A 16,560-nucleotide genomic window follows, 5' to 3' on the forward strand; every position below is an offset into this window, starting at 1 on the left:
GTGGGTTGTTAGTCAACCTAGGTGCAAGCAGCTAGATGTTATGAAACCCGCTTCAGGGCAACGTCGCGCACCGGCGTAATTACCAGGGGTACTTTCTCCACTTTTACAGAGCTAGTATCTAGACCAAAGTACTTGTCTTCGGAAGCAATGAACTGCTTGATGTAGAAGTAAGCCTGCATGACAAGCTTCTCGACAACGGGGAATTCATTCTCAACCGACAAAAACTTCTCTAGCACTACGAAGCGGAAGTCGCCGGTAACGTGCTGGCGGCTGAGCGATTCGTAGCGCGAGGTGATGTCCACTTCCTTGTTGCGCACCAAGTCTTCTACCACCTTGCGGAAGTACAGATTGATGCGCTGCTCCACGCGGAAACCGAGGCGGAACGTGATTCGGAAGGCATCGTCGGGAGCTAGCTCTACCACTTTGTATTCCATCGTGTAGGGCTCGTCGGTGGTATCGACGTGCACAAACCAATAGATGTCAGCCCGTTTTGGGCGCTTCTGAAAAATAGAGTAAATGATCTTCGACTCAATCTCGGAAGCACGTTCGGCCGAAGTCATGAAGACGAGGTGGGTAGAATACTTCGGAATGGAGTCGTCGTCGCTGAGTTGCTTGAGCGCCTCCATATAAGGCTCGATCTTGACGAATTCCGTGAGGCGCTTCTTGATGAAGTACGCCCGCAGCCACGTATACATCACCCCAACTAGCACGGTACCAATAGCTAGCGACACCCAACCGCCGTGTGGGAACTTAACCAAGTTCGCCACCAAGAAGGAGCCCTCGATAACGGCATAAGTAAGGGCAAACAACACGACTATGGGGAGCGGTACGCGTCTGGCGCGCAGCCACACCGTCAGCAAGATCGTGGTCATGAGCATGGTGAGGGTGATGGCTAGCCCGTAGGCCGCATCCATGTTAGCCGACTCCCGGAAGTAAAGTACGATGCCAATGCAGCCCAATAGGAGCAGGCGGTTCATGCTCGGTACGTAAAGCTGCCCTTTCACATCGGTAGGATAGTTGAGCTTCACCTTCGGCCACATATTCAGGCGGATAGCCTCGGCCACAAGCGTGAAGGAACCAGTGATCAGGGCCTGAGAGGCAATAATGGCAGCTACCGTGGCGATGATAATGCCGATGAGCAGAAACCAAGACGGCATGAGCGCATAGAATGGGTTGCGACCAGCTAAGGGCTCGTTTACGTGGCTCAGCAGCCAAGCGCCCTGACCGAAGTAGTTGAGAATGAGCGTGGTTTTGACGAACATCCAACTGATGCGGATGTTGCCCTTGCCGCAGTGACCTAGGTCGGAGTACAAGGCCTCAGCCCCCGTGGTGCACAAAAACACCGAACCTAGCAACCAAAAGCCGCTGGGATATTGCGTTAGCAACTCATAAGCATAGTAGGGGTTAGCCGCCTTGAGAATAACCGGATTCTGTGCTATCCAGAGCACACCCAGGGTGCCAAGCATCGAAAACCAGATGAACATGATCGGTCCGAAGGCCTTGCCGATGATCTGGGTTCCAAAGCTTTGCACCAAGAACAAGCCCGCAATAATGCCAATGACAATAGGGACAGTTGGGATATTCGGATAAATGGCGCGTAGTCCTTCAATGGCCGACGACACTGAAATCGGCGGCGTAATTACGCCGTCGGCTAGTAGGGCCGAGCCGCCAATGATAGCCACGGCCGAGAGCCAAGCCCCACGCCGCCGCACCAGGGTGTACAGCGAAAAAATACCACCCTCGCCGTTGTTATCGGCGTTGAGCGTGAGCAACACATACTTGACTGTCGTTTGCAGCGTCAACGTCCAGAGCACACAGGAGATGGCTCCTAGTACGAGGTCACGGTCAATTACATCGGGCACCTTGGCGCCCTTCAAAATAGCCGACATCACATACAGGGGCGAGGTACCAATATCGCCATAGATGATGCCGAGGGCAATGAGCAGACCAGCGGTTGAAACAGCGGTGTGCTTGTGTTTGGCGTCCATGAATGAGTAAAAGTAGAAAGAGGGGGAAAAGTGCCTAAAGGTGAAGCAATCGACCTAGACGGAACACTCCGCAGTCTTACACATTTGAGGTGGGAAAAGTGCCAGAATCGGGCTGCCCAAGGGTGGAGTCGTCGAGGAGTAAAGTAGCGGCTGCCGCGGCTGCTTCATCGTGGGCGCGCCGGATGCGGCGATTAGCTTCGGCGGCTAGCTTTTGCCACTGCGCCAGCTCTCCGGGCAACGCAAAGTGCGTCGCCTCGCGGCCCAAACGATGCAACCGCAATCGGTTTGTACCGCGTCGGCCGTAAGCTAACAGCAAGGCTCCAGCAGCCAAACCTACCATGGCGGGCATCGTCCGCAGCCAGTTTTGTAGGAACGCAATGGCAAAGCCCGCCAGCGTGAAGCTACCCAACAAGTACCATAGCAACCAGCGCACAGGCGTGAGCTCAACGGCTTCCAGCTCTAAAAAGCTAAAGGCGGTGCCGTTGACGGTTATGCTGCTGGCCGTAAGTACCACCCGGCCGTCGTCGCTGCGCAACGTAGGCAAGGGTCGGGGGGCAGGGCTAGGTGGCGGAGCAGAGGCTTCGGCTGGGGCAGGGAGCACTGGTATAGGAGGTGCCAGCACCGGCTTAGCTACCGAAGGGGCCGCCTCGGCCGTGGTGGTACGAACCCAGTTAGGTGGGGTCGTTACCGTAGTGGTCGAGGCGGCAGAATCGGCGATTCAGTTATTCACTTTCAATAACTCCACGTCGAAGATGAGCGCCGAGTCGGGACCGATATCACGGCCCGCACCGCGCTTACCGTATGCTAGGTCGGAGGGGATGTAGAGGCGCCACTTCGAACCCTCAGGCATGAGCTGGAGGGCTTCTGTCCAGCCAGCAATTACTTGGTTTACGCCAAAGGTAGCGGGCTGGCCGCGCTGGTAGCTGCTGTCGAACACCTTGCCGTCGATCAGGGTACCGTGGTAGTGCGTCGTGACCGACGAGCGGGGCGTAGGCTTTTTGCCTGTGCCTTCGGTCAAGACTTCGTACTGCAGGCCGCTGGGTAGCGTCGTTACGCCTGGCTTGTTTTGATTTTCGGCGAGGAAGGCTTCGCCTTCGGCTTTGTTGTTGCTGCTCACGTTCGTGTCTTCTTGAGGTTCGTTTTCTTCAAATTGTTCTTGGAGCTTGCGCATGGCTGCTTCCATTTGCTCCTGGGTGAGGCGGCTCGGCTGACCGGCCAAGGCCTCTTTTAGGCTCGCCGCTAGCACGTCGATGTCAAGCTCTAGGCCTTGCTGCGAGAAGTTACGGGCGAGGTCACGCCCGATGATGTAGCTGATTTGCTCTTGGTGGCTGCTCAGGTTCATAAGGAAAAGAAAAAGGAATAAGAGCCGCTTCGTTGGCGGCTACTACCAGGCAATACCGAAAAATCGTTGGAATGGATGTGCATTTTTCGGCCCGCAATAGTAACACCCGATTTCCAAAACCTTCTTTCTTCGGCTATAAAAACAAAACGGGCTCCATCAAAAGGGAAGCCCGTTGCTGTAAAAAAAGGGGACTAGATAGCGGTGTGCGCCACTCATTAGCCGTAATGAACTTCGTCGTCCTCATCGCGCAGGTCAAAGAGCAGGCTCAAATCCAGCACTTGCGCGGCCAAATAAACCAAACTCCCAACCAGTAGGAGCGAAGAAAGGACGGCGGCACTCTTTTTCATAACCAAGCTAGGTAAGGAGGGAAGACAATGAGCTGGCGCAAAGATACTAGCGGAAAATTAAAAGAGTGTTATCTAGCCGCAAGCGGTTGAGGAGCTAGGCTTTTAGCAGAACAAACTGTATCTGCTCACGTTTGGCAAAACGGCGTGGTAACTTTCTCTAGCAATTCTGCTGCATCATCGTATCCAGTGATACCTAGGTCATACCGTAGCAAGATAGCAGCGCTTGCAGCTTTCTGGACCTAGGTTGTGTTGCTAGGCAAAAGGAAGCGTCAGCGTAAGTTTTTAACCGCTGGGCAGCTAGCGCCGTATAGATGGCAAAACCTCCCATCCTTCCACCAAACTAGCCGGCGTTTGCTAACCAAAACAAACCAGTCGGTCCTACCTTTTAACCTTCCTTTCGCATGAACACGCCCTCCACTCCCTCCGAGCAAGACGAAGAACAAGGCCGCATCGAGCCTGCTAACAATACCAACGAAAGCGCCAAGAATGCCGATGCTACCGTGGCCGACGGTGCCGGCGACGGCGCGCAGCAATACCGCGACTCCACGGAGCGCGCCAAAGACAACCCCGAAACAGGCACCGTAAGCACCCAGGAAAATATGGGTGACGGCAGCGGCATTCGCGGCGACTACGGCGACAGTGACCAGACGAACGGCAAGGAAGGCTAGGTCGCTGTTTCCGGCGTTTCTTTTCGCGCGCAAGGCCTGCAAGAAGCCGGATCTCGTATCCGACCTCTTGCAGGCCTTGCGCATGTATGACTGAAGGAAGGCAGCGTTACTTCTTTAGCACGAGCTCTGCTTTTTTGATTTGTAAAGTAGGGTTATTGGCTGCCACCAACCGCGCTTTGAAGGTGTAGTTGGCGTTTTCAGGCACCGTGATTTCGCCGTTTTTACCCGAAAAGCTCCAGTTGATTCTGCCGTTGATGGATGTTTTGAGCTCACCTACCGTAATGTGTTTGTCGGTAGGGTTGATTTCTAGCTCCTGAAAGGCAGCGCCATTCTTCAGAATAAGTAGTTGAAACCGCAGCGGGGCCTCCCCGTCGTAGGCCATATCCATCTCCGACCACAGGGAAACTTCGTCGTCCTTTTGCAGCTTCAGCGTGGCTTCCCGAACTACTTCGTGGCCCGCTGTGCTCACGACGTTCACGGGCAAGCGCGATACTTCTTTGCCAAATAAAGCATTGCAGCCTTGTAGCGGCAAGGCGAGGGCAAGCGCCCAAAACAGGATCTTTGTTGTTGATAGAGGTAGCGGACGATTCATAGAAGGTGATACGGAAGGAGGGATTTGAGCTAGCTTGTAGCTAATAAGACAGGTATATCTATCCTCGGCCTGACCAAGAAGCTTTTACCAGAATATAGCACAACCTGTATAAGGCTAAATTCACGCCAGAGACGAAAGCTCCGTAGCGACTACCTTCCGTTCCGCAGGCCTATTTTGAAGTCGAACCTTGTTGGTAGGCCTTGATCTTTTCGGCTACCTCCACCATAGGAGCCACCCAAATGTCTTTTTCGTGTGCCTTTAGGTAGCGCAACAGCGCACGGTGGGCTTTCAGGTCCACGTTCAGGCTGTGGCCGCCACCCACGCCGTGAAACAAAAACACCAGCAACGTGTGTGACTGTTGGGCTTTCTTGACGAGGTCGATCAGGTACTCCCCCGATTGCCCGTTGATCATGTAGCTGTCGATGTTAGTAAGGTCGACTTCGGCGGGCTTTTGCAAGCCGCCGGTTACACCGCGCGCCGCCACAAAGTCGTTTTTGAGCTGGTCGTAGAACTTAACGCCGCCGATGGTTAGGTCGCCGCACGGATAGGCGAAGGTGCGGGCAGTTTTGCCATCAATGGCCTTAAGTAAGGTATTATTTACCCTCGCCTCACTCACTGCCCGGCTCACGGTGTACTTGCTCAGATCATTGTCGGGTGTGACGAAGCCGCGGCCGGGGAGGGTCCCGTCGCAGGGGTGCATCAGGGCGTGGTTACCTAGCTCGTGCCCGCGCTGGGCTGCCTGGCGCCACGCTGGCAGCCGCTTGGTCACCACCGGCGAGGAGCCGATCAAGTAAAACGTGCCCCGGAGCCGCACAGAGTCGAGTGCTGGTATAGCATTGTCAAGGTCGACGTCGATGGCGTCGTCGTAGGTCAGCACCACAGCGCACTGTCTGTTGTTCCAAGTGCTAGAGGTTTGGGCAAAGCTAGGTGCTTGGCCCGCGAGCAGCAATGTAGCGGTTAGGGTGAGGAGCTTGGTGGGATTCACAAGATGGGGGCTGGCTAGTAAATGGTAGAGTAGCGCTCAGGCCTGATTGGTACAAGCGTGGCACAAGGTAGTGCCTGATTGCCTAGGTTGGGTATGGGACAGGCTGGCCGAGACGAATATTGCCGCTGACCCCAGTAAGGCCACTAACAATGCTAGCGCGAGGACCTAGGTACTCTGCTTAATGAGCTTATCAACAAACGAACTCTGAGCCGTACAACAAAGAAGCCCCCACGTTTCTGCCGGACCTTTGTTCTGAACTTAATGCTCGAAAAACATGGATAACGTATGGTTTATTACGGGTAGCGCCCGTGGCCTAGGTCGCACCCTAACCGAAGCAGTACTGGCGCGTGGGGGGCGGGTTGTGGCTACTGCGCGCCAGCCCGAACAGCTTGCTTCGCTCGTCACGCAATATGGCAGCCAGATTCTGCCTTTGGCCCTAGATGTCACCAATGCTGCGCAGATACAGCAAGTGGTAGCCGAAGCCGTGGCGCACTTTGGCCGCCTTGATGTGGTCGTGAATAACGCTGGTTTCGGAATTACCGGCGCCGCCGAAGCCTACACGGAGGAACAAGTACGCAGCCAGCTCGAAACCAACCTGTATGCCCCTATTGCCGTGACGCGCGCCGTGTTGCCGTACTTGCGCCAGCAACGCGCGGGACGTATCCTGCAGATTAGCTCCATTGGTGGGCGAATTGGCAACGCCGGGATTTCTATTTATCAGGCTGCTAAGTTTGGCTTGAGTGGCTTCACCGAAGCTGTGGCCAAAGAAGTGGCGCCCCTCGGCATTCACGTCACGTCGGTAGAGCCAGGTGGCTTCCGCACCGATTGGGCTGGTGCTTCCATGAGCTACGCGCCGGCCATAGAAGGCTACGACATCGTCAACCACCGCGCCGAGTACTTCGCCAGCGGCAAGTTTGTACCAATGGGCGACCCCCACAAAGCCGCCGCCGTGCTGATTGATCTAGTCGAGCACCCCGCCCCGCCCGTGCATTTGGTGCTGGGCAGCGAAGCCGTGGCCTTCCTGCAGCAAGCCGACGCCGACCGCAAAGCCGAGCTAGAGCGGTGGCTGCCCATTAGCGTGAGCACCGATGCAGATGACGCGGAGAACTTCCTGGAGACGGAGATAGGGAAGTCTTACAGAAGCGGTAACGCTTTTGGAAAGTAGCATCAGCCGCGCTGCAGAGGGCCGCAGCTCTCTTGCTAAACGAACGTGATAAATCGAGGGACCTAGCTCCTGCGGGGGCTAGGTCGTTCGTACACACTTTTTTCTACCAACGATGGCGCCTCGTTGAGGCTAAGCGTGTCTACATTGTAACCGTCAGTACGAATCTATATGCCTAAGCTCATGATACAACCGCGGCCACAAATCCTGTATTCCTGCTACTTCGCTGCGAGTCGGGAAGGGGAGCAGTTTGTGTCCGAGCACATCCTTAGCTACCAGCTCGCCGGCGCAATCGTGACCAACGACGGCGACAACGCGCAGACTTTCGGCGAAGGGTCGTTGCGGCTCCACAAGCGCAACCGGCTGGTGAAGTTCAGCAAGCAGTTGCCAGCGCAGGGCCAGTTTAAGTCAGTATCCGTCACGCTCGACCAAGAAGCGCTGCGCCGGTTCAGCCTCGAGTATGGCTATCACGCCGAGAAGCATCCCGCCGGCGCGGCCATTGTAGAGCTGCCGCTTACCCCATTCTATAAGAGTTACTTCGACTCGTTGCAGCCCTATGAGCAGCTAGCAGAACCCGGCAACGAAGCCTTGCTGGCGCTCAAGGTGCACGAGGCGATTATGCTGCTGCTCAAGTCAAACCCGGAGCTGAAGGACGTGCTATTTGATTTTGCCGAGCCCGGTAAGCTCGACCTGGAAGCTTTCATGAACCGAAACTTCCACTTCAACGTGCAGCTGCGGCGGTTTGCCTATCTCACGGGACGGAGCCTAGCTACCTTCAAGCGGGATTTTGAAAAGATCTTTCACTTACCGCCTAGCCGCTGGCTCCAGCAGCGCCGGTTGCAAGAGGCGCATTACCTGATTAAAGAAAAAGGCAAAGCACCCTCCGAGGCATACTTGGAAGTCGGATTTGAAGATTTGTCGCACTTCTCCTTCGCCTTCAAGAAGATGTACGGAGTGGCGCCTTCCCGGATTTGAACGCAAACCCTAGTAGTAGGTTAGCTTCCGCTTTCTGTCAGTCTGTCTCTGGCTTCCATCAGCGCGAAGCCTAGCAAGTTCAAGCCGTTCCAGCGCATTGGGTTTTCGACTTTTTCATCGTCAGCGGCGAGGCCGATACCCCATATTTTATCAACGGGGCTAGCCTCTACCAATACTTGATTCTTCGTATTCAAAAGAAATTCTTGTAGATCACTGGCTTGGCCGAACTTGTGCAAGCAGCCGGCTACTACAATCTCAAACCGCTTTTCCAGCCAAAGAGCCTCGTCAAAGTTCTGTACTTGTCGACCTAGGGCCTTTGCCTCCCCCGGCGATTTGGCTTCTATTACCTTCTTGAAAACGGCTATATCGTGAAAGAGAAGCGCTTTTTGTGCCATCATCCAGTGCTCCGCAGTTTTGTAGTGTACCATATCAACCACAAAAGGGGATTTCCACCATTGGCTAAAGCAGGAGGAAGTGAGCACGCCGCTTTTGCTTGGCTGGTGCCCCCAGAAGAAAAGGTACTCTGGACGTATGCCCTTTGCGTAATCAGCGATGAGCCGGTCTAGGGTATAGGGTGAGGTCATCAGCGTATTTTTAGATAAGTCGATAGAAGAGCCTAGCAATAGAAAGCTGCTCAAAGCTAGGTGCTAGTTACCTCACCTGAAAGCACGCCAACTACGAGTGCTGATAGCCGCACCGCTTTTACACGTCTAGCAGTCGTCGGTGGTAGTTTATCTGACCTAGGTGGTAGGAAAGGTGAGCGACTAGATGGATTAGGAAGTATTCCGTCGACGTTTTTTGGTTGAGCACCAGAAGGGGGTATTCTGCCTTCAAGTCGTCTTCCGTTAGGTTGGCAAGCGCGTCGTTCACCACGACGATGGTCTCTTCAACACCGCGGACCAGTTCCGCTCTCGGTACATCCTTGGCAGAGAATTCCAGCTCTCTGTTTCTGACGTAGGAATGCCGCCCTAGCTCCGCCCCAATATACGTCTTGAGGTTCCCGACCAGGTGCAGGCAAAGATTGCCTGCTGAGTTAGCTATATCCTTTTCGAAATGCCAAATTACCGGCTCCGTTTTATAGAGACTGATTTCCTGCTTCAGTTTGTTCAGGTCGCGGGTGAATAAGGTGCTAAGCGTTTCGATGAGCATAGGGTAGGAGTAAGAGTGATAAGAACTAGCGTATAGGTAAGGCTAGCGGGGGCCGAGCTAGCGCTAACCAGTTTGCGGCAAGCCGTCCTACCGCACTTCCGACACTTCCACCCGACGGTTCCGAACATCCGGCGACGGATAGAGCGGGCGTGAGTCGCCGTAGCCGATGGTACTGATGCGCTCGGCGGCAATACCAGCTTGCACCAGATAAGCTTTCACCGCTTCGGCGCGCTGCTCCGATAGCGCTTGGTTTTTCTTGGATTCCCCGATCCGGTCGGTGTGGCCGGCCACTTGCAGCCGCAGAGTGGGGCGGGTACGGAGTTCGGCCGCTAGCTGCGTCAGGGCCGGCATAGCATCAGTTAGCAACTCTGGGGTGCCTTGCTTGAACAGCACCGTCGGCAAGACCACGGACTTATCCGACAGAATCGGTGCGGGCGCCGAACGAGTTGTATCGGTGGCAGGAGGAGTAAGGGTGGCGCGGGCCGTATCGACCGGAGTTGGGGCCACTGCGGGGGCGGGTGTAGGCTTGGGTTCTGCTTTCGCTACGGTGCCGCTAACCTTCACTGTGACAGGCACCACCGCTCCTTCGCGGGTGGGGTAGTATCCCTGAGTCAGGTAAAAGGTAGTGGTTTTACTGAGTTTGGTGCGGTACTCGTTGCCGCTGGTCACTGGCTGCTTCAGCTCCGCGTCGGCGTACCAGCGCACATCGCGGCCCGAAACCCGGATCGTGGTGGCGGCGCCTGCCGGCACGGTAGCCGCCGATTTCAACTTGACGCGGTAGAGCGTATACGTACCTTTGTCACAGCGGCCAACGGGGTCGTACTCCGCGCGGCCCGTTAGCTTTTCTAGGGTGGAGTCGTAGGTGAAGATGATAATGCCTTCGCACCAGTAGCTGAAGGGATTAGCTCCGGTTTCGTCCAGTTTGCGTCCGTGTTCGAGGCGCATTCCGCGGGCCGTACGGGTGGCCTGTATTTGGAACGTGACCGTAACGCCCGGCCGCCCCGTGGCCTCCTGGTACAGCACCCCGAATAAGCCGGTGCCCTTGCCGCTCTGCACCCGCATCACCGACGGCCAGGAGGCGCCCGGCTGGTCAGTATCCGTTTCCACGCCCTGCCAAATGCCCGCCAGCGATTGGGCTCTCACGGAGCCCACCAATAATAGAAACACCAAGCTAAGCCAGTGGCTAGGTTTCATCTTACTCAAAAACAGCTTCAGCGGTTGAACATGCAAATCATTTGGCAAAACTAATTTTATCGAGAAAAATTGTCTTGCCGGGCCTGCTTAACTAGGGCTCAAGGCTACTAGCTCTGTTTCCATACTACCTGCCGTGAGCGGGATAACAGCGTTAGAGCCTCAGGCTGAGCGGAAGTGAAGCGTCTCTACTGTATTGATAATTAAATAGATTTAACAATAGATAAACTTCTCTTCCGCCTAATCTAGCGGTCTTTTAGCTTGTTGGCGGCCCGCCCTAACCTAGGTAGGTCATGTCTTCGGCGCTCAGGCAAATATCGGCCGCGGCTAGGTTTTCGCGCAAGTGCGCCAGCGACGACGTGCCGGGAATAGGCAGCAGCCAGGGCGAGTGGTGCAAGAGCCAAGCTAGGTTGATTTGCGCGGGTGTAGCGTTGTGGCGGCGGGCTATCTCGGTGATATTATCTAGCTGTTTAGGTAAGGCGTGCAGCAGCGAAAAGAAAGGAATGAGCGCAATGCCGTGTTGCTCACAGAGGTCCAGTACTTCCTCTCCGCCGGGGTTGTGGCCGTGGGCGTGCGTAAGGGTGGTGCGCTGCGCGTAGCTGTACATATTTTCTACCGTAGCAATGGGACCGAGCTTCAAGCCAACCTCTAACTCCGCGCGGGTCACGTTGCTCAGGCCTACGTGCAGAATCTTGCCTTCGCGCTGCATTTCGAACATGGCACCTAGCTGCTCCTCCAGCGATACCCCCTCGTAGCCCATGAGGCGCAGGTGCACCAGTTGAATCTGCTCCTGCCCAAGGGTGCGCAAGTTATTGTCGATGCTGGTGCGCAAGTTTTCAGGTGTGTTGAAAGGAACCCAGCTTTTGTCGGGGCGGCGGGTGGCGCCTACTTTGGTACAGATAACAAGGTCGGCTGAGTAGGGGTAGAGCGCCTCTCGAATGAGGCGGTTAGTCACGTCTTCGCCGTAATAGTCGGCAGTGTCGATGAAGTTTACGCCGCTTTCTATGGCAGTGCGCAGAATCTGTAAGGCTTCGGAGCGGTTGGCGGGTTCGCCCCATACTTCGGGGCCAGTCAGGCGCATGGTACCGTAGCCGAGGCGGTTGACGGTTAGCGGATGGCTAGAGTTCTGGGCGATGGTGATGGTAGAGGGCATGAGCAGGTGTATGGTAGCTAGGTATGTCGCAAAACTATATGCTCTACCACTTTAGGGTTGGCTTTGTTCAGTGATGAAATAAGACGCTGCGGGCATCTGTCTGCGCGCATTGAGCCGGAGGGCACCGTCTGAAAGCATCGGTGACTATCTACTAAACGCAACCAGCCCGTGCCACACTGCGGCACGGGCTGGTTGGTGAGCGACACGGGGCTACTTCAAGCCACTAGCCGCTAGGGGGACTTAGGTGCCCAAATGTTGGGTCAGCGTTACTGCTTCACCAGCTTTTGCACCAGTTTTACGGAGGCATTGCGCACCTCTACTAGGTAAGCGCCTGCGGGCAGAATCTGGGTGTTCAGCGTATGCAACTGGCCGCCCTCTAACTGGTAGTGCTGCAAGCTGCGGCCTACTAAGTCGGTCAAGGTTACCTGATATGTGCTAGTAGGCAGCAAGGTCAGATCCAGCGTCGTGGTGCTCTCGGTTGGGTTCGGGAACAACGCTAGGTCTGCGCGGCTTGGCTGAGCACCATGGAAACGCACGGCCTGCACGGGGCTCCAGGCGGAGGTACCATCCAGGTCTATTTGCCGCAAGCGATAGTACACCACGTTCCCTAGGCGTGCTGCTCCTAGGTCAGTATATTGATACGAGGTAGAGGTGCTAACTGTGCCTTGACCGGCGCGAGTACCAATTACTTGAAAGATAATGCCATCTGCAGAGCGTTCTACCTCGAAGCGGGCGTTGTCCTTTTCTTGCGCCGTTGTCCAGCTCAGCACGGCATCAGCCTCCTTCGCGGCGGCGCTGAAGCGCACCAACGATACGGGTAGTGGACGCACAATGGTTACGTCTTCTGCCGTGCTGCTGGCGCTAAGGTAGTTGCGGCCAGGAGCCGTGCTGCCGTCGCCCATGGCACTGCCCGGAGTGGTCGTGGCGTTAGCCGTTGTACGAGTCGGGTCGATATACGAAACGGTAGCACCCGCTTGGTAAGCGGTGCCAGTAACGGCCGCCGAAGCAATAGCCGCCCGGAAAGAGATGCGTAAGGAAGCGCCCGCTGGTAGATTCAGGCCCGAGAACTGAGGCGCATTAGCCGTTGAGGTATTAATGCCGTACGAGCTAGGGCTAACAGTAGAGCTGGTGCCGTCAGCGTTCACCAGCGTCACGACCGTTGTGGAGTTGACATTGTCGTAGAAGAACAAGCCCGCAGGCATGGCTACCGTCGTAGACAAGCCTTGCACCGCACCACCCGTGTTCGAAATGTTCAACGTGTACATAGCTGGGTTAACACCATTGCTAGAGCGCGTCACGTTTGGTGTAGAAGTGCTCAGGGCTGCCGTCAGAGCCGGTGCGCAGGCACCCGCGCCGCCAACGATGTTAGTGTTAGCTTGGGTAGTATTGTTTGCTGTTGCACCGATGCTGCCCGCCGCGGCACCAAAGCTGACGTTGGTTGTACTAGAGCTAGTGCCTGTGCCTGAACGGGTGATACCGCCCGCGCCAGCCGTCACAATACTGCTATTAAGTGCTGCACTGGAGAAAATGAATCCGCCGCCGCCGCCGCCGCCGGGTCCAAAACCACGAGTCTCGGTGTTTGAGGGGGCAAAATATCCTGAGTTACTGCCTATGCCTCCTACCGCGCTAGCAATCACCAATGATGATAGAGTTGCTGCCGAGCCATTCGGTAAGGTCGCAATAACAGCGACTGTGCCGCCACCCCCACCGCCGCCGCCGCCGAAGCGGTCAAGCATTTCACCAGAAGGCGCACTGTTTGCCAATGGTGCGTCGTCGCCGTTAGCAGTCAAGGTCAGCGTAGCCGTCGTGTTGCCGCTCTGACGGACGATATTACCGGAGCGCAGCAGGATAATGCCACCGCCTGGAGCTCCGCTGGCGTTGGGGGCTACTGCCGTTCCGTCGTTGGTGGAGCCAGCACCGCCGCCGCCGCCCATGAAGAACTGGGTTGTTGTGCCCCCAGACGCTTTGGCGCCTTGTGCCCGAACCTGATTAGTCACAGGGGCAGTCGTATTGTTGTAGCCATAGCCGCCTGTGCCACCTGCTCCTGCGTTGCCGCCGCCGCCGCCGCCGGCATTGCCGTTGTTAGCGGTTGGAAGGTAATCTGTGCCGCCGCCGCCGCCGTTGGCAGGAGCTCCTAGGGCAGTGCTGCCGCTGGGGTAAGATCTGGAAGTAGCCGCAACAGCCGAACCGTCGTACACGAAATCAGGCGTACCCGCTAGGCCTTCGCCCTTTAAGCCGTGGGCTATGCTAGGCGTGGAGCGTACATCCGTATTAGTGCGACCTGTGCCACCTGTGTAACTCTGGCCTCCTCCTCCGCGGTAGCCTTTGCCGTTCATATCGAGGATGGCGTTGTTGGAAAGTGTAACTACGCCAGCTACGTCTACTGCCAATATACCACCCGTCGTGCCATTCCAGGCGGCACCAGTTGTAGTGCCCGAAAGCGTGAGGCTAGAGTATTGCGGTATGCGTACTACTTGGAAGTATTGACTAGCGCTAGCGTTGTTAGTGTACGTATTGCTCAGCGCCCGGGTAAGCGTAATGGTATTGCCTGATACACTAGCTACCTGGGCATATTCATATTGCCCAGCTTTTACGTCAGTCGTGCTGCCATATGTGCCCGCATTAGTCGTCACGTCCATCGTGGCCCCTTGCATCTGCATAACCAGTATCAAGTCGCCGGCACTAAATGCGGTAGCGCTAGTGCCCGTTCCAGTGCGGATGGCACCAAACGTAATGGTGCTTGCCGAGCCCGAGGAGCCTGCGCTGCTGCCAGGATAGTACGTGTTAGGGCCAGCGGTGCCGCCAGACAGAGTGCCCACCCCGTCTTTACCCGGTGTCCCGCAGATGGTAGACACAGAGCTTAAGCCGCTCACCATCAGTGTGAGTTGCGCGGAGTTGTTGCTGGCTACCGGGTCAGCAGAGGAGGCCGTGTAGTTAGTGACTAACGGGTAAGAGCCAATAGTAGGCGCCGTGAACGTAACCGTATTGTTATCCCCAGAAGCGCCACTAGCTAGCGAAGCAATAGTTGGCAGTGATACTACGCCGGTAGTGCTGTTGTAGGCCGAACCCGCCGCTGCGCCGTTGATGGTAACATTATTTGGGTCCAGGCCCTTCGGGATGGTGAACGTAGGAACTACGTTGACCCCCATTTCCGTGCCGAGGTTGGTGGTGCCTACGGTATAAGTAACACGCGTGCCTGGGTTTGTGGAGGTTGGACCACTCACGCTAGTGGCAATATCAGAACCAGCTACCACTACCGTGATATTGGCTGGTAATGATTCATCACCCAGAATGTTCTTCACTGTGTACGGAATCGTTACGATGCCGGCAAACGTACCCACTGGATTGAACGTGACCACCCCTTGGTCATCCACCGTAAAGGTTCCCTTATCGGCAACGGTATAACTTTTCTGCTGACCAGCCGTGTTCGGGTCTAAATCAACGGAAGCAACATCCAGGCTGCTACCAGGGGCCGCATCGTTGGTGAGGACGTTGAAGAAACCTGCTTGGTTATAAACGGTGCCAAACCGGTCTTCGTTGGCGTAAGGAACCTGCACAATAGACAGGTTGCGAATCTCGTGATAGTTGTTGAAGCTACCCGTAGAACCAGCAAAGCCAATGCGCAATGTACTAGGGGGGCTTTGAACTGTATAACTATTTACTGCCGTAGTAACAACGCTGCCGTGCTGGATGCGGACTGTTATACGGTAGGTGATAACACCGTTGGTATTAACGGGAGTTACGTCGATAAAGGCACGTCGATAGTCGGCATTGCCACTCTGGGCGCGGACAGTACTTACCGCGAGGTTAAATGGCAGGCTGGTGCTCGTACCGGTTAAGTAAGGGTAATCAGTTGTACTAGAACCATTGCCTGCTCCTCGAATAGCAACAGAATTTGATATTTGACCAGGCCCCCCATTGCGGCCTTCCGTTGAGTTAGAGAAGTTACCAAACTCGTCAATGCCAATACCGATGTAGCCATTGGATACCCCTGCCGCAGCAGGAGTAACTGTTTTTTGCGCGTACCCCAAAGAACCACCGGTCGCTCCTATGCGAAAAGTAGTTGTTGAACCATCAATCAGAAATACGCTAAATCCATCAGCTCCTGTTGTCGTCGTTGTGCCGTACGAAAAAAACTCGAACGAAATCCGAAAACCTTGCGGAGCTGGAAAGGCATTGTCATCAACGGCAAAACCAGCTTGGTTGTTGGCGTTGCTGGTCAAGCGGAGGTACCCCGCACCGCCAGCATCAGTCGTGCCATTACCCGTTAGTACGGCGGTGCCGCCAAGCGTGAAGCCAGATGCCGAGTTATTTTTAAACGACTCAACGCGGGGAAACTGAGCAAAGGCAGGTACCGATAGCAAAGTGTACAAACCTAAAAGCGTTCCAACTCGGCGAAGAATATGAGGGGAACGACACGTAGTTTTTGCTGGATGTGGTAGGGTAAAAAGCTGTTTCATTAGGTTATAAAGGAATAGTGCAAATGGTAATAAGCTCAGTGCAGTAATTGCACTTTCTCCAGAGCCGCAGCTATTCCCTCTACCATTATTTATGCCATTCAACTACTGACTGGCAAATAATAAAACGTTGTTAAGCAAGCAAGAGCGTATATGAAACGTCTTGATAATTGAAGTTCTCGCGAGCTATTTAGGTTGTCAGGCTTAGCAAAAACTGTTGAAGAGGGCAGCAGTTTCTGGGTCGCTCAGCCAACAGAAAAGCCAGTAAGCGGCGCCGGCCACATCCCCTCCAAAACAAAACCGTTGAGTAGATAGACTGTAGCCGGTGCCGCTTACTGGCTAAGTATTTTTTAGGATTAAACGCTGGCAAAATTTGTTGCCGCTCTCTATTGTTATTTGGAATTAGCAATAATTGAGGTAGCAATGTTTGATAAAGCTGAGTAGATGAGAAGGTAGCTTGGAAAAAAATTATACTATGCCCTCAAGTATTTTGTGTAAGAAAACTTGATCCTAATGGAAGGCTAGGGTACATAACCCAAGGTAAAGCCGAC

14 protein-coding genes are annotated in these 16,560 nt (G+C 55.1%); 3 read left to right on the forward strand and 11 right to left on the reverse strand.

Annotated elements, in window-relative coordinates; translation table 11 throughout:
• Positions 1–38: 38 nt before the first annotated feature.
• The 4 genes from BXP70_RS06965 to BXP70_RS30785 all read right to left on the reverse strand — a co-directional run bounded on the left by BXP70_RS06965 (position 39) and on the right by BXP70_RS30785 (position 3,677).
• Positions 39–1,988 carry a KUP/HAK/KT family potassium transporter gene (locus BXP70_RS06965; protein ID WP_086593320.1) on the reverse strand — a complete coding sequence of 650 codons (1,950 nt, stop codon included), beginning with the start codon at positions 1,986–1,988 and terminating at the stop codon, positions 39–41.
• A gap of 76 nt (positions 1,989–2,064) precedes the next feature.
• Positions 2,065–2,589 (reverse strand): hypothetical protein, encoded by a 525-nt coding sequence (locus BXP70_RS06970; protein ID WP_143436397.1) that lies wholly within the window; start codon positions 2,587–2,589, stop codon positions 2,065–2,067.
• A gap of 117 nt (positions 2,590–2,706) precedes the next feature.
• Positions 2,707–3,330 (reverse strand): FKBP-type peptidyl-prolyl cis-trans isomerase, encoded by a 624-nt coding sequence (locus BXP70_RS06975; RefSeq protein ID WP_086593322.1) that lies wholly within the window; start codon positions 3,328–3,330, stop codon positions 2,707–2,709.
• A gap of 215 nt (positions 3,331–3,545) precedes the next feature.
• A complete protein-coding gene (locus BXP70_RS30785; protein WP_262490750.1) occupies positions 3,546–3,677 on the reverse strand; it encodes a hypothetical protein in 132 nt (43 codons plus the stop codon).
• 401 nt (positions 3,678–4,078) lie between these two features.
• Here BXP70_RS30785 and BXP70_RS06980 point away from each other — a divergent pair, with 401 nt between their 5' ends.
• Complete coding sequence (locus BXP70_RS06980) at positions 4,079–4,345, forward strand: hypothetical protein (protein ID WP_086593323.1); 267 nt, start codon at positions 4,079–4,081, stop codon at positions 4,343–4,345.
• A 106-nt stretch (positions 4,346–4,451) separates the two neighbouring features.
• Here BXP70_RS06980 and BXP70_RS06985 read toward each other — a convergent pair whose 3' ends face one another.
• Positions 4,452–4,937 (reverse strand): hypothetical protein, encoded by a 486-nt coding sequence (locus BXP70_RS06985; RefSeq protein WP_086593324.1) that lies wholly within the window; start codon positions 4,935–4,937, stop codon positions 4,452–4,454.
• 169 nt (positions 4,938–5,106) lie between these two features.
• The gene (locus BXP70_RS06990) at positions 5,107–5,922 is read right to left on the reverse strand and encodes a polysaccharide deacetylase family protein (RefSeq protein WP_086593325.1); all 816 of its coding nucleotides are present in this window, start codon (positions 5,920–5,922) and stop codon (positions 5,107–5,109) included.
• A gap of 274 nt (positions 5,923–6,196) precedes the next feature.
• Here BXP70_RS06990 and BXP70_RS06995 point away from each other — a divergent pair, with 274 nt between their 5' ends.
• Together BXP70_RS06995 and BXP70_RS07000 are read left to right on the forward strand one after the other, a co-directional pair.
• Complete coding sequence (locus BXP70_RS06995; protein WP_086593326.1) at positions 6,197–7,087, forward strand: oxidoreductase; 891 nt, start codon at positions 6,197–6,199, stop codon at positions 7,085–7,087.
• Positions 7,088–7,267: 180 nt separating this feature from the next.
• Positions 7,268–8,059 (forward strand): helix-turn-helix domain-containing protein, encoded by a 792-nt coding sequence (locus BXP70_RS07000; RefSeq protein WP_179197614.1) that lies wholly within the window; start codon positions 7,268–7,270, stop codon positions 8,057–8,059.
• A gap of 20 nt (positions 8,060–8,079) precedes the next feature.
• Here BXP70_RS07000 and BXP70_RS07005 read toward each other — a convergent pair whose 3' ends face one another.
• The 5 genes from BXP70_RS07005 to BXP70_RS07025 form a co-directional block, all read right to left on the reverse strand.
• Positions 8,080–8,643, reverse strand: coding sequence for an NADAR family protein (locus BXP70_RS07005; protein WP_086593769.1), 564 nt, complete (start codon positions 8,641–8,643; stop codon positions 8,080–8,082).
• Between the two features lie 118 nt (positions 8,644–8,761).
• Entirely contained in the window at positions 8,762–9,208 is a 447-nt protein-coding gene (locus BXP70_RS07010; protein WP_086593328.1) for a DinB family protein, read from the reverse strand.
• Between the two features lie 87 nt (positions 9,209–9,295).
• Entirely contained in the window at positions 9,296–10,402 is a 1,107-nt protein-coding gene (locus tag BXP70_RS07015; protein WP_086593329.1) for an OmpA family protein, read from the reverse strand.
• A 274-nt stretch (positions 10,403–10,676) separates the two neighbouring features.
• Positions 10,677–11,552, reverse strand: a complete 876-nt coding sequence (locus BXP70_RS07020) for an aldo/keto reductase (protein WP_086593330.1) — start codon at positions 11,550–11,552, stop codon at positions 10,677–10,679.
• A gap of 266 nt (positions 11,553–11,818) precedes the next feature.
• Positions 11,819–15,925 carry a T9SS type A sorting domain-containing protein gene (locus tag BXP70_RS07025; RefSeq protein WP_218779753.1) on the reverse strand — a complete coding sequence of 1,369 codons (4,107 nt, stop codon included), beginning with the start codon at positions 15,923–15,925 and terminating at the stop codon, positions 11,819–11,821.
• Positions 15,926–16,560 lie beyond the last annotated feature (635 nt).

Source organism: Hymenobacter crusticola (genome assembly GCF_002154225.1).
In the GTDB taxonomy this organism is placed as follows: Bacteria; Bacteroidota; Bacteroidia; order Cytophagales; family Hymenobacteraceae; genus Hymenobacter; species Hymenobacter crusticola.

Excerpts from the sequence above, each read along its gene's own strand:
- BXP70_RS06965 (WP_086593320.1), bottom strand. The coding sequence starts at position 1,988 with ATGGACGCCAAACACAAGCACACCGCTGTTTCAACCGCTGGTCTGCTC.
- BXP70_RS06985 (WP_086593324.1), bottom strand. The coding sequence starts at position 4,937 with ATGAATCGTCCGCTACCTCTATCAACAACAAAGATCCTGTTTTGGGCG.
- BXP70_RS30785 (WP_262490750.1), bottom strand. The coding sequence starts at position 3,677 with ATGAAAAAGAGTGCCGCCGTCCTTTCTTCGCTCCTACTGGTTGGGAGT.
- BXP70_RS07005 (WP_086593769.1), bottom strand. The coding sequence starts at position 8,643 with ATGACCTCACCCTATACCCTAGACCGGCTCATCGCTGATTACGCAAAG.
- BXP70_RS07015 (WP_086593329.1), bottom strand. The coding sequence starts at position 10,402 with ATGAAACCTAGCCACTGGCTTAGCTTGGTGTTTCTATTATTGGTGGGC.
- BXP70_RS06975 (WP_086593322.1), bottom strand. The coding sequence starts at position 3,330 with ATGAACCTGAGCAGCCACCAAGAGCAAATCAGCTACATCATCGGGCGT.
- BXP70_RS07000 (WP_179197614.1), top strand. The coding sequence starts at position 7,268 with ATGATACAACCGCGGCCACAAATCCTGTATTCCTGCTACTTCGCTGCG.
- BXP70_RS06980 (WP_086593323.1), top strand. The coding sequence starts at position 4,079 with ATGAACACGCCCTCCACTCCCTCCGAGCAAGACGAAGAACAAGGCCGC.
- BXP70_RS07020 (WP_086593330.1), bottom strand. The coding sequence starts at position 11,552 with ATGCCCTCTACCATCACCATCGCCCAGAACTCTAGCCATCCGCTAACC.
- BXP70_RS06995 (WP_086593326.1), top strand. The coding sequence starts at position 6,197 with ATGGATAACGTATGGTTTATTACGGGTAGCGCCCGTGGCCTAGGTCGC.
- BXP70_RS07010 (WP_086593328.1), bottom strand. The coding sequence starts at position 9,208 with ATGCTCATCGAAACGCTTAGCACCTTATTCACCCGCGACCTGAACAAA.